Source organism: Paraperibacillus marinus (genome assembly GCF_046237605.1).
Taxonomy (GTDB): Bacteria; Bacillota; Bacilli; order Bacillales; family DSM-1321; genus Paraperibacillus; species Paraperibacillus marinus.
This window is the reverse complement of sequence record NZ_CP143542.1, coordinates 4,318,431-4,337,262: the sequence shown is the minus strand read 5'-3', so window position 1 is coordinate 4,337,262 and position 18,832 is coordinate 4,318,431. Positions and strand designations below refer to the sequence as shown.

The window sequence follows — 18,832 nt, the reverse complement described above, 5'->3', positions numbered from 1 at the left end:
CACGGACGCTTATTTCATGATCAAGTGCTTGTGTGAGGGCCGGGGGTATTGTATAATTGACTTGTGAAATAATTCACAAATAAAAACATAAAATTTTTTCTTTTACTCATATATATATCAGCATTCAATGACTTAACTTCTTTATAATAGAAAAACCCTTAAAATCAATGTGAATTAATTCACAATTTAGGAGGCTGTTCATATGAACCTCACACAGGGAAATAAGGTAGTTTTAGTAGGAACAGGAGCTGTTGGATCGAGCTATGCTTATTCATTGATCAATCAAGGGCTGTGCGATGAACTGGTCGTGGTGGACTTGAATGAGGAAAAAGCCAAAGGCGATGTAATGGACCTTGCTCAAGGGATGGTGTATGCCCCAAGTCCGGTCCATATCAAATTTGGGTCCTATACCGACTGCCGGGATGCAGCCATCGTCGTTTTGTGCGCAGGAGCAGCCCAGAAACCGGGAGAAACAAGGCTGCAGCTGGTAAATAAAAATGTAAACATATATAAAAGCATCGTTGCGCAGATCATGGCATCCGGTTTCAATGGCATTTTCCTGACAGCGGGGAATCCGGTCGATATTTTGTCCTATGCCGTCTGGAAATTCTCTGGGCTCCCAAAAGAAAGAATCATTGGTTCCGGAACTATCCTTGATACAGCAAGACTCCGCTCCTTGCTTGGGGAAGAATTTGATACAGCCCCGGCAAGCATTCATGCCTATATCATCGGTGAGCATGGAGATTCCCAGGTTCCGGTCTGGAGCACAGCCAATATTTCCGGAACACCGATCGCACCGAAATTGCCTCAGGAAAGAAAAGATGAAATAGCCCGTGAGGTCCGGGACGCAGCTTATAAAATCATCGAAGCCAAGGGTGCCACATACTATGGGATTGCGATGGGACTGGCTAGAATCACTAAGGCGATACTGAAGAATGAGAATGCTGTACTCCCTGCAGGAGTCCTGCTGGAAGGCGAGAACGGGCATAGTGATGTGTTCATCGGCATGCCTGTCACCATTAATCGCTCCGGAATCAAGAATATTATGGAGCTTTCCTTGGATGAAAGTGAAAAAGGGAAGCTTGCGCAGTCGGTCAGCACTCTGAAAGCCATTCAAGCGAACGTGTTTGAATAAGGGGAAATAAAATAAGGAATCGGGGCAGCGGCTCTGATTCCTTTTTTAGCTAGACTGATTCACTATGCTTTCCTAATGAAAAGTTTTTGCGGCGGTAGACGCTAAGGGCCACTCCGATTAAGAAAGAATTTAACAAGGCCGGTGTAAGGCCGTGGCTTATGAATGGCAGCGAAATGGAGATAAAAGGGAATAACCCGAGCGTCATCCCGACATTGTATAAAAATTGAACAGAAAACAAGCTGATGACGCCAAGTACCAGCTGCCTTCCAAAGCGATCTTTTATCAGCCGGGAAATTGTCACCATGCGGACGGCCAATAACAAAAGGATAAGGACAAGCAGACCGGCTGTAATCCAGCCGTAATGATAGGTGATATTCACAAAAACAAAGTCCGTAAGCATGTCAGTTGTACTCAGTTCCTGTGTGTGGGCACCAGACCAGCCGCCCGAACTCATCATCTTTTTTACCTGGAGATATTGAAATCCCTCATTCTGTGAGTATTTTCCCGGATTTAGAAAGCTTAGGATTCTTAGTTTCTGGTAGCCCTCGGTGGTAAACCAAAACAGCGTCAAAAAGGCAGCTGATAAGAGGGCGGCAGCTGCAGCTGTCATATATTTTATTTTCTGCCTGACGGAGCTTCCCCAAAATAGCATGAAAACAAGGATGCTATAAATCATGATCACCGGCAGATTGGGAAGGAGCATAAATAGAAAAATGGTCGTTAAAAAGGTGAAAACAACGAGCCAAAATTTGGGCTGACTTTTTGAAAAATAAGAAGCCCAGAATAAAAACAAGAATGGCAGTGCGGTGATGCCGCTGATGCTTATGCCGGTTCCGGCCATAATGATATAAGGCCTTCCATTTATGGAAGCATTGGGATGGAAGGCCAATATATACAGCAAGGCGATTCCGCATGCCAAAAAGATCCAGCTGAATTTATGAAGCTTCCGGTAATCAAAGAACATCATGGCAAGGGCAGTTATAACGCTGATTACAACAAATAGTGCCTGACGATGAATGATGAGTTCCCCTGGATAAATATCCTGTGGGCTTAAAACAGGCAGAAATCCCATACCGATAGCTGCGGCAAATAAAAAAAGGAGCAGCCAATCCACCTTTGGACGATGAAGTTTATTAAACTGTATGCCCAGCTTTGAAGCACTGCCCATCTGCATGACAGCCTTTTCTTCTGCCTCGGCTTGACTCCACCCTTGTGTAATCCACTCATTCTTGGACTGATTGAGATGACAGGAAAGTTCTTTTTCAACAAGAATCTTCGCTTCTTTGGATTTAATATGATCCAAGACTTCTTCAAGGAAGTTTTCTCCCATACTTTTCATTTTCCTTTAACCCTCCATCAACTCTCTCAGAGCAGGTTGTACCGCTGCAGACTCCTTTAAAGCCTTGCGGAGAAGCTTACTGCCTTTGTCGGCAAGAACATAATATTTTTCATTCGTTTCCTTCCAATGCGCCTCGAGGCAACCTTTTTGTTCAAGACGGTGCAGCAGCATATAAAGGGATCCCTCATCATTATCAAAGTTTTGAATGCCGCGCGCCCTGATTTTCTGGTTAAGTTCGTAGCCCGTTTTTTCCTGTGTGAGAAGCTGCAGGACTGCGATTAACAGCTCTGCATCAGATTTAATATTTTTGCTGTTTATTCGGTTATGTACAAGCCTTTTGTGTTCAGAGGTAAAGGTTAAATTATTAAATACTGTTTTCTTCATTGCTTTCTTAATAGAATTTAATCGGTCATTCATTGGCTGTTACCTCCAGACATTCTTTCAGCAGTTCTTTAGCTCTCTTCAGCCTGGTCTTAATCGTATTTTTGTTCATGCCAGTCAAATAGGATATTTCCTTTATGGTAAGATCTTCGAAATAGTGAAGATAAATGGTCTCCCTATAAGGATTCGGCAGGTCCATGACAGCCGATGCGAGCCTTTCATCTTCGTCTCTTTGAATAATCCTGTCTTCCACATCATCCTTTCTACTGACTTCCTGTCTAGCTTTTTCTTCCGCGATGACTATGTTCCTGACATGCCAGCTTTTCAGATAATCCTTGCAATGATTGACAGCAATCCGCCACAGCCAGGTCTTAATCTTGGCTTTGTGATTGTATTGATGGAGATTTTTATAGCATTTAATGAATATTTCTTGTGTAAGGTCTTCTGCAATGGCTGTGTTTTTCACATACGAATAAACAAGCTGCAGAATATCCTGTCCATATAAGTCCATAATTTTATCCAGGATTGCTTCTCTATCTTCCATTATTAGAATCTCAGTTATTGAATCTTCCACATTCTCTGCTCCCTTCCACCATTAGACGAGACAGGCGGCTGTTTGGTTTTCTTTTTAAGGAGTGTATTAAAGACAAGGAGCACAGGAAGGGGAAACAGCAGATGCCCCGGCATGCTACCTTTGCCGGGGCACTGAGATATTAACCCGCATGCCGCATTAGGGCAGACCACCTTACCACCCAGTAAAATGCAGCAGTTATTATATGAATTCCAGCTGGAATCCCATATGGCCAGAGCATATATACCATTTCCAGCTCTTTCGAGTAAGTAGTCGATGAGTGTTTCCTCCGTCCCATTATATTCCCGTGATTAAAATTCCACATAGGCTGCATGTAAACCTTCCTCACAAGCCAATTAAATAGGGGATGAAGTGATAAACTAATAGTATCGATTCAGGATGGTATTTAAGGGAAGGCAGGAATGAAGCATGCAGTTTTTAACTCATGAACTGGCACAGGAAATTGTGGATCGGACCATGAAAATCATAAATAGAAACATAAATGTTATGAATGAAAAAGGAATTATCATAGGCTCAGGTGACAGTGAGAGGATCCATCAGCTTCATGACGGGGCAGTTCTTGTTCTTAAAAATGGGGAGAGTATGGAGATTGATGAAGACAGGGCTGGAATGATGAAAGGCTCTAAGCCGGGGATCAATCTACCAATCCGCTTCAATAAACAGATAGTTGGTGTGGTAGGGATAACTGGTGAGCCCCAGCAGATCCAGCATTACGCACAGCTCGTGAAAATGGCGGCGGAATTAGTACTGGAGCAGTCTTTTTTATTGGAGAGAGTCCAATGGAAGCAAAGGATTCAAAGTGAAATCGTGAATCAGCTCATATCAGAAGAAGGCTTGAATGAGGACTGGATCAAGGATCGTGCCGGAATATTGGGACTGAATTTGGCTCAGCCGAGAATGGCAATTGTCTTAAAGCCACAAAATCCAGAGGCAAATCAGGAGCTGATTAAATCTGTTCAATATCAGCTGGGGAAGAATGACCTGGCCGGTGTGACGCTGGGAAATGAAATAGTCATCCTTAAAGAGAAGGCCGAAACAGATTCTCCAAACGAATTGACAGCTTTGCTGAAGAGGCTTCTGGCAGCGGCAGAGGGAGGGGTGCTGATTGGAAGCGGCGGGACGGCACCCGGCCTGAAGGAGTTGAAGTATTCCTACCAGCAGGCACAGAGAGCGATCCTTGCAGGAAGCAGAATCCTTCCGGATGCCTGCATTTACCGCTATGAAGATCTCAGGATAGAGACAATGCTTGTAAAGCTTGCGAAGGATGAATATGATCAGCAAACATTCTCTTCTTATCAGAAGCTTTTGGAGCAGGGAAACAAGGAACTTGTACATACACTTGATGTATACATAAAAGAGGGAGGGGACTTGAGCAGGGTGGCAGAGAGTCTGTTCATTCACCGCAATACACTGAGGTACCGGCTGGACAAAATTGCTGAGCTGACAAATAAAGATCCCCGGAATGTAAAAGATCTGATGGAGCTGTATACAGCGAGATTGGTCCATGAACTGGGTTGATTGTGCATTTGCACAATCGGAGAGAGGAAATAGTCGGGAAATTTCATCATCATTCACAATGTAAACTCATCAGAAAACGCTTACAATATAGAAAACTAGCAAACTAGCGGAGGGAAAACATCATGGATATTACAGTAAGCGCTTTCGGGGCAGTGTGTGCCCTGGTCATTGCCATCATATTGATCCTGAAAAAGGTGCCGCCTGCTTATGGAATGGTAGCCGGAGCATTGATTGGCGGCCTGATTGGCGGAGTAAATATAACAGATACCGTTAATTTGATGATGGAAGGTGCAAAGGGCATCATTCCGGCTGTGCTTAGAATTCTGGCTGCCGGGATTCTGGCAGGTGTCCTGATTGAATCTGGTGCTGCCTTGTCCATTGCCGAAACGATCGTCAAAAAACTGGGTGAGGCACGCGCACTCCTTGCTCTCGCGATAGCCACAATGATTCTTACATCCGTGGGGGTTTTCATAGATGTAGCCGTCATTACAGTTTCACCGATAGCCCTTGCTATCGCCAAGAGAGCAAAGCTGTCCAAAATGGCCATATTGATTGCCATGATAGGCGGAGGCAAGGCGGGAAACATCATGTCGCCAAATCCAAATGCGATTGCAGCCTCCGATGCTTTTAACGTACCGCTTACCTCTATTATGGCTGCCGGCATCATTCCAGCTATATTCGGACTTGCAGTCACCTATATCATCGCGAAGAAGCTTGTCCATAAAGGCTCTGCAGTGATGGGCGGAGACATAGAAATGACAGAGAACACAAAAGTGCCTGTATTTATCACAGCCCTTGCCGGTCCTCTGGTTACGATCATTCTGCTTGCCCTGAGACCATTATTTGATATCAGCATCGATCCGATGGTTGCCCTGCCAATTGGAGGGATCGCTGGCGCTATTGCCATGAAAAAGACAAGGAAGATCAATGATTATGCAATATCCGGCTTAAGCAGGATGTCCGGGGTGGCCATCATGCTCCTTGGGACCGGTACTTTGGCGGGCATCATAGCCAATTCAAGATTAAAAGATGTTTTTATAGATGCATTAAGCTCTTCCGGCCTGCCGGCCTATCTGCTTGCCCCGGCATCAGGGATATTCATGTCGGCTGCAACGGCCTCAACAACAGCAGGGACCGCAGTGGCCAGCGGCGTGTTCAGCAGTACCATCCTGGGCCTTGGAGTATCTGCCCTTGCCGGTGCGGCCATGATTCATGCCGGTGCTACGGTGCTCGATCATCTGCCGCACGGAAGCTTCTTCCATGCCACAGCAGGAAGCGTCAATATGGATATTAAAGAACGTTTGAAAGTAATGCCCTATGAATCGCTGGTCGGTTTGACTCTCGCCGTCGTATCTACACTCATTTTCGGGGTGTTTAAGCTGTTTGGATAAGAAAGCGGAATCTTTTAGAAAGGGAGGATAGGGACCATGAAGATCGTGATAGCACCTGATTCATTTAAAGAAAGCTTAACTGCGCTGGAAGCTGTCCATGCCATTGAGACAGGATTCAAATCCATCTTTCCGGATGCGGAATATTGCAGGCTGCCGATGGCAGACGGCGGAGAAGGGACGGTACAGTCACTGGTGGATGCCACAGGAGGCAGAATAGAGGATCGGACCGTGACCGGCCCGCTTGGCAAGCCTGTCAAAGCATTCTTTGGGCTTAGCGGCGATGGGCAGACGGCCGTGATTGAGATGGCGGCTGCTTCCGGCCTGCACCTGGTGCCCCCGGCAGAGCGTAACCCGCTTGTCACTACAACCAGGGGAACGGGAGAGTTAATTGCTGCAGCACTTGATACGGGCGTGAAACATATCATCATTGGAATTGGCGGAAGTGCCACGAATGATGGAGGTGCCGGAATGATCCAGGCGCTGGGGGGAAGACTGCTGGATGCTTTGGGTAAGGAAATAGGTCCTGGAGGCGGCACACTTCGTGAGCTTGCCACAATCGACTTGTCCGGCCTTGATGTGAGATTGCAGGACGTAAGGATTGAAGCAGCATGCGATGTGGATAATCCATTGACGGGGCGGAGCGGCGCTTCCGCTGTCTTTGGCCCTCAAAAAGGCGCCAGTCCCGAAATGGTGGAGCTGCTTGACCAGAATCTCACCCATTTTGCCGACATAGCTGAAAAAGCCCTCGGCAGGTCCTTCAGGAATTCAGAAGGTGCAGGAGCAGCCGGAGGTCTTGGTGCGGGCCTGCTCGCCTTCCTTCACGCTGAATTGAAAAGAGGGGTACAAATTGTTCTGGAAGCTGTGAGATTTGAGGAAGCTGTAAAGGATGCCGACTTTGTCATCACAGGGGAAGGCCGCATAGACAGCCAGACCATCCATGGAAAAACGCCGATAGGAGTAGCAAAAGCTGCAAAAAAGTATGGTGTGCCGGTCATAGCGGTTGCAGGATCCTTATCCAGGGACAGTGAAGTGGTTCTTGAACATGGAATTGATGCGCTTTTCACCATCGTTCCCGGCATCACCACACTCACGGATGCATTTGAACATGCGGGAGAGTATATGGAAAGAACAGCAAGAAGCATTGCGGCGGCTATGAAGATAGCCAAACGATAAAAAACGGGAGGAGCTGTGGCGGACAGCTCCTTTTTTCTATGTAGAAAAAAGTCTGGCTGCTTCCTTTCAGCGTGCAATTGAGGACTTTACCCAAAAACATTCAGGTGTTGATGTTCCACGTGAAACATATGGTGAAGGCCGTGTCCTCCCGGGGACTACCGGCTTTTTTTATGCATTTTATAGAAAAATAGCAATTGAAATCAAAAATTATCATTAAAAACCTCTTATAATGAAGTATAGAACACGAGCGGCAGAGGAGGCGGCCATCATTGAATACATACTCTCAAGCAATCATACAGGCGGCCCGGTATATAGAGCAGCAAATCCACGAAGAGATCACTTTGGATGAAATCGCCAGTCAGGCCGCATTTTCAAAGTTCCACTTCACCCGTATATTCAAGGCACTGACAAAAGAAACGGCAGGCGATTATATCCGCAAGCGCAGGCTGACCCTGGCCGCAAGGGAGCTGATAGATACAGATATTCCTATCCTGCAGATAGGCCTCCATTATGGATACAGCTCCCAGGAAGCTTTTACGCGTGCCTTTAAAAGCTTTATCGGAATGTCTCCACAGAGCTACCGCCAAAAAGGCGTGCATCATGTTAACCTCTACAAGGAAGAACTGTCGCCATCTCTGCTGGAAGAGTTAGTCCTGCAGCCATACAGCGTCTCGGTCCTTGAAAAGCCGTCCTTTTGTATCGGCGGACTTGCCATGGAGGGACCTGTCACCAACCATCAAATATCTAAGCTATGGAACCAGTTTTATGATGAACTGAAAGAACATAAAATGGATCCGGTAATTGCTGTTTGTTATGGCTATGAATCCCTGGGTGATCAGGACACTTCCTTATATTTGGCGGCTATTGAAGTGGATTCACTGGATCATCTGCCTGAGGGATGGAACGGTGTGATGATCCCGGAGCAGAAATATGCTGTGTTTTCAGCCGGAAACATCATAGAGCATATTCCGTTCATTATGGATGAAATATACAAAAATCAGCTTCCTGCCCGGGGCTTAAAACCAAGTCTTGATTACTGTTTTGAGTTTTACGATGCGGACTACACGGCAAACGATCGTGCCCATGACCTGCAGATATTTATACCGATTGAATAGGGGGAAAAGGAAATGTATATTGGCAACGGTGCTTATTGTTATGCAAATTCAGCAAGCATGCTGATCAGGGGGTTCGGAGAGGAGGCTGAGCCGTCTCTGCTTGAAGTATTGTCGGGAGTGGGCCTTGGAATTACCCTGTATAAAAACGGGCATCTGTTCCTGCATAACAATACCTGCGATCCCGATACAGGAATTTCCCATGCCATGCGTGCCCTAGGGTATTCGTTTACTGAGGCATATTCACAAGAGGGAGAGGGATGCCCGCTTCAAAGCGTAAGAAAGGTGCTGGAGGACGGGACAGCTATGCTTGGCCCGGTTGATATGGGTTATCTTACATATGCGCCGAATCATATGTATGCCAAAGGATCAGATCACTATATCCTGGCCTATGCGATGGATGACGAATTCATCTACCTTCATGATCCCGCCTGTTTCCCCCACGTGAGGCTGCCGCTCGGCAGGCTTGTACAGGCCTGGCGGGCAGAGGATCTCCCGTACGGACGCGGACCGTATCAATATTGGCATTCCATTAAGAGAGAAAGCTCTCCATCCAGGGAAGAAATGTATGTAGATTCTCTAGTATACTTTAGACATCTTTATGAAAACACGGATGAAATGGGCGTGCAGATAGGAGCGAAAACTGGCAGGAAAGCGATCGAGGCATTGATAGAAAACGTGGAGAGAAAAGAAGTATCACAAGAAGTGATCAATGATCTCAAATATTTTGTCTTTCAGCTGGGAGCCAAAAGGGCTGGTGATTATGCCGTATATTTTAAGGAAAAGCATCCTGTACTATCTCAAGCGAAAAGAGAACAGTCCAGGGTCCTCGGGCTCTGCCACTCCTTGATCGTGGAGGGAAACTGGCAGGAACTCACTGTTAATCTCCGGGAATTTGCGGAGCTTGAAGATGAGTTTAAGGCTTCCTTGTTGGGGTTGGCGGATATTGAAATGAGCTGAGGGTTTAGTAAGAAGGAGTGGAATTCTATCTTCCGCCAAGGGGCTGCACTTTTGTACCTATCAGGTTATATTTTTTTCAATTAGATAAATAAAATCTTATAAAAATCTTCATACTATGGTAAAATGACACCAAAAGGTGTCATTTTATTAATTTGGAGGTTTTATACTATGAAAAATGATCTGCCGGAAATTCGTAAGACTATTGTGCTTAAAGCACCAATCGAGAAGGTGTGGAGAGCTGTATCAACATCAGCGGGCCTTGCAGCCTGGTGGATGGACAATACTATGGAGCCTGTGCTGGGTCATGAATTTGTCCTGCATACAGGTCAATTTGGCGATTCACCATGTAAGATTACACAATTGGAGCCGCCAAACCGGATTGGATTTGACTGGGATAAGGAATGGCATCTTACTTTTGAATTGAAAGAGACGGGAGAAGGGGAAACGGAGTTTACCCTGATTCATTCAGGCTGGAATGCTGATAAATTGAAAATACGTGAAATCATGAATGGCGGCTGGGAAAAAATCGTCAATGAAAAGCTGCCAGCTTACCTTGAGGCGTAATGTGGAGGAAACTTCCTCTGCACATGATGTATTCCGGGCGGTTGCCGATCCTGTCCGGCGCAGGATGCTGAAGCTTCTTTCAGATAAGGAGCTGCCGATTGCGGCGATTTCAGATTGTTTCCCGATCAGCAGGACTGGAGTTAAAAAGCATTTAATCTTCCTTTCAGATGCCGGCCTTGTCCGCCACAGGAAGGTAGGACGGGAAATGCGGTACACGCTTAACGCTGAGCCATTGGCAGAAATTAAGGACTGGCTGTCCTTTTTTGAGGAATACTGGGACGACAGGCTTGCCGCTCTCAAGGATTATGTAGAAAATGACAGCGATCAACAGTGATAGGAATGGGACGCACCTCGTGCTCCCATTTTTTCAATTGGAAGAAGATGGACTGCCGGAAGAAAGCAAGGGTAATATAGAGGTAGAAAACTAGAAAGAGGATGTAAGTATGGTTTTATTTAAAACAGTATCTGATCTTTTTATGGCGGGATTGTTATGTATCATCATAGACAGTCTATGGATCGTCCCAATATGACCAATTAGAAAACTACCCGCATGCTGCCTATAATTTCTTATGGGCAGGTTTAGTATTGGTGATTCTGTCCTTTTTATGGATGTCCTATAAGGGAAGGGACACTGTGAAGGAACATGTACAATTAAAGAAAAGGAATGATAACCGAATCTATATCCGGAAGTTTTGGGAACGCTTCAGATATTATCAGCTGCAGTTTGCAGGATGCATAGCAGCGGGCTGACGATTAGGGCATTATTTGATTTTTGGCCTGCTATCAGCCTGATCATGCCGGTCATTGTTTTTTTCTATGTTTTTCCGCATCATATTCATCACGTATCAGGATGAGAAAGGCGTAAAAGAGAAGCCGGAAGCAGCACATCCCAGGGTTTTGAAGCTGTTGAACGCACTCGACTACCGGAAGCACCCATTCAGCCTGCCGCTTATTCTGCTCCTGCTATTAGCGCTGGCCTTTCTTCTTTCGAAGGAATATGGATTCCACCTTGCAACTGAAATAAGCGGCAGTCACTGCTATGTGATCACCATACCGGATGTGCTGAATTACCTGGCCGCTCTCGCCTTTGCCTCCGGCGTTGTGTTCATCATCCATAACAGTGGCTTTTTTGGCATCTGCCAGGCCCGGCAGGACCATGACGTGGTTATGGCCATTCACTATGGGGAGATTGTTTTTGCAGGTGCCGTTTTTTTGATGTGGCTGCTGATGTGGCTTTAATCCCGGCAGAGTTTTAATGCAGTTTTTAATAGGGATCACGATGGATCCTTACGAATAAACTGAAAGAAAATGAACACCTTCAGGAGGAGAATTATGAAGACCTTCCTCATCACCACCCAGATCCTGTATGCCCTCTGCCTAGTTCCCTGGCTTCCGATCTGGGGATTGTCGTTCATGAGCTTTGATGCGGGCATCCATTTCGGCAATACAGCTTTTGTCCTTGGAGTAGGGGCTTACCCGGTGGCATTCCTCACGTGTTCCATACTTGCCTGGGTATTCCGCATCCGTTCTAAAAGAAAGGCTGTCATCATCAACCTTATCCCATTTCTTTGGATAGCAGGATTCGGCCTGCTGCTTATCTTATTTTAAATCAAAAATGATCCCGCACAGATGGAGTGCGGGATCTTCTTATTATACAAACAAACTGAGCAGCAGGACGAACCCGAGTCCAGCAACAGAAATGATCGTCTCAAGCAGAGTCCAGGTTGCGAAGGTCTCTTTCATGCTTAACCCGAAATATTCCTTGAACATCCAGAAGCCTGCATCATTCACATGGGAGGCAATCAGACTGCCTGCCCCTGTAGCCAGAACCACGAGTGCCAGATTGACATCCGTCTGGCCAAGCAGCGGGATGACCAGGCCGGCTGTTGTCAGCGCAGACACGGTTGCAGATCCGAGTGAGATACGCAGGATGGCTGCGATGATCCAGGCAAGCAGGATCGGCGATAGAGACGTGTCTTTGAACAGTTCAGCTACATAATCGCCTACACCGCCGTCAATCAGCACTTGCTTGAAGGCACCGCCGCCGCCGATGATAAGGAGCATCATGCCGATATGGGCGATTGCATTGGTACAAGAATTCATTACGTCCTTAATTGGGATCTTCCTTGCCAGACCCATGGTATAAACCGCGACCAGCAGGGAAATCAGCATGGAAGTGGAAGCATCCCCGATAAAACGAATGGCTGCAAGCATACTGTTATCTTCAACGCCCATTGTTTTTTGAACAAGGGTGATGATAGTGGCGATGGACATTAGGATTACCGGAAGCATGGCTGTGAATACACTGATTCCAAAACCAGGAGTGTCTTCAAGCTTAAACGTTTTTTGTTCTCCTAAAGAAGCGATATTGCCTGTTTTGTTGAACGAAGCCGGAACGAGCCTTTTGGCGATCTTTGTAAATACCGGACCGGCCAAAATAACGGTAGGAACAGCGATGATGAAGCCATAAAGCAGTACCTGCCCCAGGTCGGCGCCATATTCACCCGCAATGACGGTTGGTCCCGGATGCGGCGGCAAAAATCCGTGTGTGACTGATAAAGCTGCTACCATCGGAATGCCGAGGAACAGGATGGAAATCTTTAATTCTCTTGAAATAGCAAACACAATCGGGATTAATAGTACAAGACCCACTTCAAAGAACAGGGCAATTCCGATGATGAAAGAAGCGGCAACTACTGCCCATTGGATATTCTTTTCACCGAATTTATTAACCAATGTCATGGCGATGCGCTGTGCGCCGCCTGAATCTGCGATTAATTTTCCAAGCATGGCGCCAAGACCAAAAATCAGGGCCAGATGGCCGAGTGTCCCGCCGAGGCCGGCTTCAATTGTTTTGACGATGTCCGTAAGCGGCATGCCCAATGCCAGGGCGACACCGAATGAAACGATGATCAAGGAAATGAATGTGTTGAGCTTCAAGCCCATGATCAATAATAGAAGAGCTAAAATTCCAAGTGCAACAATAACTAATGGCATGAGTGATTCCCCCTAAACGTTAAATATTTATTTTTTATTGATTAAACTCCTTTGGTACTTGGCAATCTGTGTGTAATCCTCTTCAAGGACTCTGGAGAGGTTGATGAAGATAGGCATCAGCTGTCTGTATTCTTTTGCTGCCTCTTCCATTGGCGTATGTCTATAAGTGCTTCCCACCATTTCAGAAACAATGTCGAAGGAATCAATCTTTCCTGTGGCATAGAGCCCCAGGATGCACGCCCCTAGACAGGAGCTTTCATAGCTCTCCGGGACGACCACTTCAGATTCAAAAATGTCGGCCATCATCTGGCGCCATACCTCTGAACGGGCGAAACCGCCGGTTGCCTGGATGCGGGTGACAGGGCCGTCCATACACTCAATTAGAGCAAGAAATACCGTGTATAGATTGTAGATGACGCCTTCTAAGGCAGCGCGGATCATATGCTCCTTCTTATGTGACATCGTCAGGCCGAAGAAAGAGCCGCGGACATCAGGATTCCATAACGGTGCACGCTCACCTGCAAGATAGGGGTGGAACAAGAGGCCGTCTGATCCAGGCCTTACACGTTCTGCTATCTTGGTCAATACCTGATAGGGATCGATTCCCAGCCTCTTCGCCGTTTCAATCTCAGATGAAGCAAATTCATCGCGGATCCAGCGCAGGACCATTCCGCCATTATTGACAGGACCGCCGATCACCCAGTGATTTTCAGTAAGGGCATAACAGAAGATCCTGCCTTTATCGTCCACCTGCGGCTGGTCGATGATCGTGCGGATCGCACCGCTTGTCCCGATGGTAATGGCGATTTCGCCTTTTTTTATGGCATTCACCCCAAGATTTGAAAGAACGCCGTCACTTGCGCCGATCACAAAAGGCGTGGCCGGATCGAGATGCATGTCCCTGGCCAGTTCTTCATCACAATTGCTGAATATGGCAGTAGTTGGGACAAGATCAGATAATTGGCCGGCAGTGATTCCTGCTATTTGCAGAGCTTCCGCATCCCAGTCCAGATTTTTTAAATTCATCATGCCGGTAGCGGAAGCGATGGAGTGATCAACCACATAGTGATCAAAGAGCCTTTTGAAGATATATTCTTTAATTCCAATGTACTTCTTGGCCCTGGAAGCGATTTCAGGGCGTTCATTCGTGATCCAGGCAATCTTGCTCAGCGGGGACATAGGATGAATGGGTGTACCCGTGCGCTTATATATTTCATGGCCGTTCAGTTCATCCTTAATTTTATGGGTCCACGCTTCACTCCTGTTATCCGCCCAGGTAATACAGGGCGTCAGCGGCCGGTCGTTATCATCCATGGCAATCAGGCTGTGCATGGCGCTGCTGAACGATACGAAGGAGATTTTCTTTTCTTGATGGCGCTTCATGATATTCCCGGCGGCAAGGATAAAAGCCTCGAATATTTCTACCGGATCCTGCTCTGCAGTCGATATATCAGGGGTATAGAGCGGATATCCGATATTTTCCTGCTGAATCACTTTTCCATTTTCATTAAATAAAACGGCTTTTGTGCTCGTTGTTCCAATATCAATCCCCAGCATATAGCTAGTCATTTTTTCTCCACTCCTTCTGCCAGCATCTTCTGTGACATCCATAAGTCATCCACTTTTCCCTGGACGTCATCAAAATTCTGATGCAGCGATTTAATCATCTTAGCCCGGTCCCTTGTTTTAATGGCTTCAATGTATAGTTCATGATTTTCTATGATGCGTGTGAAATCCTCGTAATTTTCTTTGATCCGGACCCGCATCGATATCAGGATAAAGCTTTCCATGACAGGCTTCAGGTTAGTCCAGATCATCAGCATATAAGAATGATTGACGGCCCGGATGATTGTTTCGTGGAACAGAACATCCTGGAAGGAGAATTCGTCCGCATCGCTATATTTGAATGCGACTTTCATCATTTCCAGAATCTTGCTGAGTTCCTTTACTAATTCATCTGTCTCGATTCTTGCAAGCCTCTCAAAGACAAACGTTTCAATCAGCAGCCGTACATCATATATTTCTTCAATTTCCTTTTCCGTCAGTCCGAGCACCACCGCACCCATTCGTTCAAGCCGGATGATGTTTTCCGAGGACAGGATCTTGAAGGCCTCGCGCACCGGAGAGCGGGAGACAGAAAATTCAGCAGCAATTTTATTTTCAGATAAGATGGCACCGCTTTCAATATAGCCGGAAATGATCCTCATCCTTAGCTCAGATGCCAGGCGGTCTCCTGTGGAAGCTTTGGACAGCCATTTGGCAGGATATAAAAATTCGTTCGGATCAGCCATATAATCACCTTCTTAGCAGTCAAGTATACTTGTATACAAGTATTATAGCGTTTTCATTTAAATTTGCAAGCGCTTTTATTTTGTAACATTTGGGAACTCCAATGGTGCTGCCTTCATACATATAAGAAATATTGCGGATTCCGCTCGCTTGTTTAATTTTTCTGTTGGCATAAGAAAGGGGGATACCAGGATGGAAAAGGTAAGAGATGTTCTGGATTCATTAAACCAGCCGACAAGGGAGGAACTTAAAAAGGCGCTGCTTGACTTGGAGCTGACCCTTGAAGATGTAGAGCCTTTGCTGAAAACAGCAGGAGGCAGGCCTTATTATCGTAAGCTTCTGTATCACAATGAGGAAGTCGAACTGCTTGTGATGAACTGGTCCCAGCTGGAATGCGCTCCCCATGATCATGGGGCTTCACAAGGCTGGATCCAGGTGCTTTCCGGCAGTTCTCTCAATACGGTATATAGGGTGGATGAAAATGGCTGGCCTGAAGAGTTGTTTGAGGAGCTTCACCAAGATGGGAAGCTTTTTTATGCACCAAGAAAAGGAGTCCACAAGATGAAGGCGGCTGGCCCTGAACTGGTGACTCTGCATCTTTATTCTCCGCCGATCAGGGGGATGAAGGTTTATGATCTGGCGGTCTGTGCGGCTTGTATTGTGTCGGATGAATGCGGTGCATGGTGGCCGGAGGAGCTTGCCCAGGAAATCAGAAAGATACGATTGGAGAAACAAAAAAAGCAACTTCCTAATGTTAAATAGAAAGAGCGCCTGATTTTTTAGGATCTCTTTTTTTTGGCTCTTTTCTAAAAGATTGTTGTTTTTGGTTGAGTGTTGTGAGGAGATATAATTATTAAGCTAGTGGACTTACGCTTCAGGTGCGAGACTCCTGCGGGATATGCGGGACAGGTGAGACCCCGCAGGCAAGCCGAGGAGGCTCAGCGCCCGCCCCTAAGGTCCGCGAGTGCCTGCAGCGGAAATCCACTTGTTTAATTCAACAGCCACAATGAATGCGAAAACAGCCTTTTTTTTTTGCAAAGGAATTCAAAAGGTGGTTATATGAACAAAGTAGGGTAAAGAGAGGGGAAGAAGATTCTGATATCTTCATCTGCACAAAGACGGCAAGTATACTATTTTTTAGGAGGAATTTCACATGTCAAAACATGTTTTAATTATAGTCACCACTGCTGACAAAATGAATGACGGCCATTCTACAGGCCTCTGGCTGTCAGAATTCGGAGAGGCGTATGTAGCCTTTGCAAAGGCAGGCTAAGAAGTGACGGTTGCAAGCCCGCGCGGCGGACAAGCACCTGTGGATGACCGCAGTCTTGAAGGCGGCGAAACACCACAGGAAATACTGGATACAGCTCAATACCTTGAAAACACGCTGAAAATTGAGGATGTTCAAGATCTTTCAAGATTTGATGCCGTTTTCCTTCCTGGCGGCCATGGGACGATGTTTGACCTGCCAGACAATACAAGGCTTCAAGAGATTGTCAGGGAGATGTATGAGGGGGACAAAGTGGTAGCGGCTGTATGCCACGGTCCCGCCGGCTTAACGGGAGTCGAGCTTTCCGACGGAACCCCGCTTGTCGCAGGCAGGAAACTAGCTGCCTTCACAGACAGCGAAGAACGGGCAACTGGGCTTGATGTCCACATGCCGTTCCTGCTTGAGTCGCATCTGCGGGAGCTCGGTGCCCATGTGATTACGGCAGCTGACTGGGCGGATCATGTGATCAGTGATGGAAATCTGATCACCGGTCAGAACCCGCAATCAACTGAGAGCGTAGCAAAGGCTGTTGTTGAGAAATTAGGAAAGTGAAAATTGGAGGCTGTCCTTATGGGCAGCCTCTTATTTATTCTGACTTCCTGTTCCAATCCTGCGGGAGCGAGCGGGATAGCTCAAGACATAAAATAGAGGATTTTACATTAATTCTATACGTTTTTGCTCATTTTCTAATATTTTTCGCTTTTGTGACCTGCATTTTTAACGGCAGGTACTCAAATTTTACATTAAGAGAAGCATACGCCCAGCGCCCAGCGGCCTTTAGTCGCCGAACTGAGACCTTTACTATCCGAATCGCACAGTTTACTATCCAACCCTCATCCTTTACTATCCGGAATCAAAATTTACTATCCGAAACTGTCCTTTTACTCGCCGTTCCGATGCGGGGAATAAAGACGCCAGCAGCTGTCAGGATAACCGGCACAGGAAAGCCGGAATTTATGCAGCCATTGGCATTCCTTCCTTAAGCCCAATCAGTTTACAAACGGGGCAAATAGGAGTAATTTTATTGATTGTAAATCTGCATAAATAACAGCACTGAATAAATAATAAAGCATTCAGATAAGATAGAAGGAGTTTTTCAGCTATGACAAACCAAAAGATTAATGACTTTAATGAAATCGTTAAGGGACGCCGTTCAATCAAGAATTATGATCCGGCTGTAAAAATAAGCAAAGAGGAAATGGAAGAGATCCTGGCACTTGCGACCACCGCACCATCTTCGGTCAATATGCAGCCATGGCGCTTCCTGGTAATCGAAAGTCCGGAAGGGAAGGCGACTCTCGCGCCGCTTGCCCGCTTCAATCAAAACCAGGTTGAAACTTCAGCCGCAGTGATTGCCATATTCGGCGATCTTAACAACTTTGAGAAGTTTGAAGAAATTTACGGCAGGGCAGTAGAAGAAGGACATATGCCGCTTGAGGTAAAGGAAGGTATTCACAAATCATTCACCGGTTATTTTGAAACGATTTCCCGCGCTGACATGGAAGATGTGGTGCTGGTGGATGGCGGCCTTGTTTCCATGCAGCTGATGCTGGCTGCCCGTGCTTATGGATATGATACAAATCCGATCGGCGGCTTTGAAAAAGATCGGATCGCAGAAGCATTCGGAATGGACAAAGAGCGCTATATCCCTGTTATGCTTATCTCAATCGGTAAAGCAGCGGATACTGGCCATAAGTCGGTCCGCCTTCCAATCGACCGTGTGGCACAGTGGAAGTAAGCTGACCAAAAACACAAGAAGAGGGGAAGATATTCAATGATTATTATTCACGCTACATTCCATGTTAATCCAGCCAGACAGGATGAGTTCCTGGCAGAACTGCAGCCGCTGATCGCTGCTTCACGCGAAGAAAGTGGCAATGTGTCTTACAGCCTCCAAAAGGATACAGAAAACGAAAATGTCTTCACCATGATTGAGGTTTGGAAGGATGCTGGGGCAGTCGCAACCCATAACCAAAGCAGCCACTTCACTTCATTTGTCGGCAAAGCAAAGGACTTTTTGACTGCTCCGCTTGATGTGAAGGCATTCGATGGACAGCCTGTAAAATTGTAAATTTTTGATAAAAAAGCCCCTGCCTGTTAATCCGGCTGGG

Annotated in this window: 19 protein-coding genes and 1 pseudogene; 14 read left to right on the top strand and 6 right to left on the bottom strand. The window is 46.4% G+C overall.

All coding sequences use genetic code 11. The features are described from left to right. The first annotated feature begins 202 nt into the window (after positions 1–202). Entirely contained in the window at positions 203–1,135 is a 933-nt protein-coding gene (locus tag V1498_RS21765; protein WP_409296307.1) for an L-lactate dehydrogenase, read from the top strand. A gap of 49 nt (positions 1,136–1,184) precedes the next feature. On the opposite strand, the gene V1498_RS21760 is transcribed toward V1498_RS21765, so the two are convergent. From V1498_RS21760 to V1498_RS21750, 3 genes are read right to left on the bottom strand one after another with little or no spacing between them, the layout of a single operon-like run. Next, on the bottom strand, positions 1,185–2,474 hold the full coding sequence (locus V1498_RS21760) for an FtsW/RodA/SpoVE family cell cycle protein (RefSeq protein ID WP_409296305.1): 1,290 nt from the start codon (positions 2,472–2,474) through the stop codon (positions 1,185–1,187). 6 nt (positions 2,475–2,480) lie between these two features. Next, positions 2,481–2,891 carry a PadR family transcriptional regulator gene (locus V1498_RS21755; protein ID WP_409296303.1) on the bottom strand — a complete coding sequence of 137 codons (411 nt, stop codon included), beginning with the start codon at positions 2,889–2,891 and terminating at the stop codon, positions 2,481–2,483. Continuing rightward, entirely contained in the window at positions 2,884–3,429 is a 546-nt protein-coding gene (locus V1498_RS21750) for a sigma-70 family RNA polymerase sigma factor (protein ID WP_409296301.1), read from the bottom strand. The genes V1498_RS21755 and V1498_RS21750 overlap by 8 nt, the downstream gene beginning before the upstream one ends. Positions 3,430–3,855: 426 nt before the next feature. Here V1498_RS21750 and V1498_RS21745 point away from each other — a divergent pair, with 426 nt between their 5' ends. The 9 genes from V1498_RS21745 to V1498_RS21705 all read left to right on the top strand — a co-directional run bounded on the left by V1498_RS21745 (position 3,856) and on the right by V1498_RS21705 (position 11,773). Next, the gene (locus tag V1498_RS21745; RefSeq protein WP_409296299.1) at positions 3,856–4,965 is read left to right on the top strand and encodes a CdaR family transcriptional regulator; all 1,110 of its coding nucleotides are present in this window, start codon (positions 3,856–3,858) and stop codon (positions 4,963–4,965) included. A 122-nt stretch (positions 4,966–5,087) separates the two neighbouring features. Then, positions 5,088–6,356, top strand: coding sequence for a GntP family permease (locus V1498_RS21740; RefSeq protein ID WP_409296297.1), 1,269 nt, complete (start codon positions 5,088–5,090; stop codon positions 6,354–6,356). A gap of 36 nt (positions 6,357–6,392) precedes the next feature. Next, positions 6,393–7,529: a glycerate kinase gene (locus tag V1498_RS21735; RefSeq protein WP_409296295.1), complete on the top strand. Its 1,137-nt coding sequence runs from the start codon at positions 6,393–6,395 to the stop codon at positions 7,527–7,529. Between the two features lie 269 nt (positions 7,530–7,798). Further along, entirely contained in the window at positions 7,799–8,644 is an 846-nt protein-coding gene (locus V1498_RS21730; protein ID WP_409296293.1) for a helix-turn-helix domain-containing protein, read from the top strand. A gap of 12 nt (positions 8,645–8,656) precedes the next feature. Beyond that, entirely contained in the window at positions 8,657–9,601 is a 945-nt protein-coding gene (locus V1498_RS21725; protein WP_409296291.1) for a hypothetical protein, read from the top strand. Between the two features lie 168 nt (positions 9,602–9,769). After that, a complete protein-coding gene (locus V1498_RS21720) occupies positions 9,770–10,165 on the top strand; it encodes an SRPBCC family protein (protein WP_409296289.1) in 396 nt (131 codons plus the stop codon). Beyond that, positions 10,134–10,499 (top strand): ArsR/SmtB family transcription factor, encoded by a 366-nt coding sequence (locus V1498_RS21715; protein WP_409296287.1) that lies wholly within the window; start codon positions 10,134–10,136, stop codon positions 10,497–10,499. Before V1498_RS21720 ends, V1498_RS21715 begins: the two co-directional genes overlap by 32 nt. A gap of 470 nt (positions 10,500–10,969) precedes the next feature. After that, entirely contained in the window at positions 10,970–11,404 is a 435-nt protein-coding gene (locus V1498_RS21710) for a hypothetical protein (protein WP_409296285.1), read from the top strand. A gap of 93 nt (positions 11,405–11,497) precedes the next feature. Then, complete coding sequence (locus V1498_RS21705; protein WP_409296283.1) at positions 11,498–11,773, top strand: hypothetical protein; 276 nt, start codon at positions 11,498–11,500, stop codon at positions 11,771–11,773. A 42-nt stretch (positions 11,774–11,815) separates the two neighbouring features. Here the strand turns inward: V1498_RS21705 and V1498_RS21700 are convergent, their stop codons facing one another. The 3 genes from V1498_RS21700 to V1498_RS21690 are packed head-to-tail and all read right to left on the bottom strand — an operon-like array spanning position 11,816 to position 15,453. Continuing rightward, positions 11,816–13,162: a GntP family permease gene (locus V1498_RS21700; RefSeq protein ID WP_409296281.1), complete on the bottom strand. Its 1,347-nt coding sequence runs from the start codon at positions 13,160–13,162 to the stop codon at positions 11,816–11,818. Between the two features lie 27 nt (positions 13,163–13,189). After that, positions 13,190–14,731 carry a gluconokinase gene (gene gntK, locus V1498_RS21695; protein ID WP_409296279.1) on the bottom strand — a complete coding sequence of 514 codons (1,542 nt, stop codon included), beginning with the start codon at positions 14,729–14,731 and terminating at the stop codon, positions 13,190–13,192. Continuing rightward, a complete protein-coding gene (locus tag V1498_RS21690; protein ID WP_409296277.1) occupies positions 14,728–15,453 on the bottom strand; it encodes a GntR family transcriptional regulator in 726 nt (241 codons plus the stop codon). The genes gntK and V1498_RS21690 overlap by 4 nt, the downstream gene beginning before the upstream one ends. Positions 15,454–15,643: 190 nt before the next feature. Between V1498_RS21690 and V1498_RS21685 the strand changes: the two genes are divergently transcribed. The 4 genes and pseudogenes from V1498_RS21685 (at position 15,644) to V1498_RS21670 (ending at position 18,792) form a co-directional block, all read left to right on the top strand. Continuing rightward, on the top strand, positions 15,644–16,213 hold the full coding sequence (locus tag V1498_RS21685; RefSeq protein ID WP_409296275.1) for a cysteine dioxygenase: 570 nt from the start codon (positions 15,644–15,646) through the stop codon (positions 16,211–16,213). A 391-nt stretch (positions 16,214–16,604) separates the two neighbouring features. Beyond that, positions 16,605–17,273: pseudogene (locus tag V1498_RS21680) on the top strand (type 1 glutamine amidotransferase domain-containing protein). Between the two features lie 550 nt (positions 17,274–17,823). Then, positions 17,824–18,459 (top strand): nitroreductase family protein, encoded by a 636-nt coding sequence (locus V1498_RS21675; RefSeq protein ID WP_409296273.1) that lies wholly within the window; start codon positions 17,824–17,826, stop codon positions 18,457–18,459. A 36-nt stretch (positions 18,460–18,495) separates the two neighbouring features. Next, complete coding sequence (locus V1498_RS21670; protein ID WP_409296271.1) at positions 18,496–18,792, top strand: putative quinol monooxygenase; 297 nt, start codon at positions 18,496–18,498, stop codon at positions 18,790–18,792. Positions 18,793–18,832 lie beyond the last annotated feature (40 nt).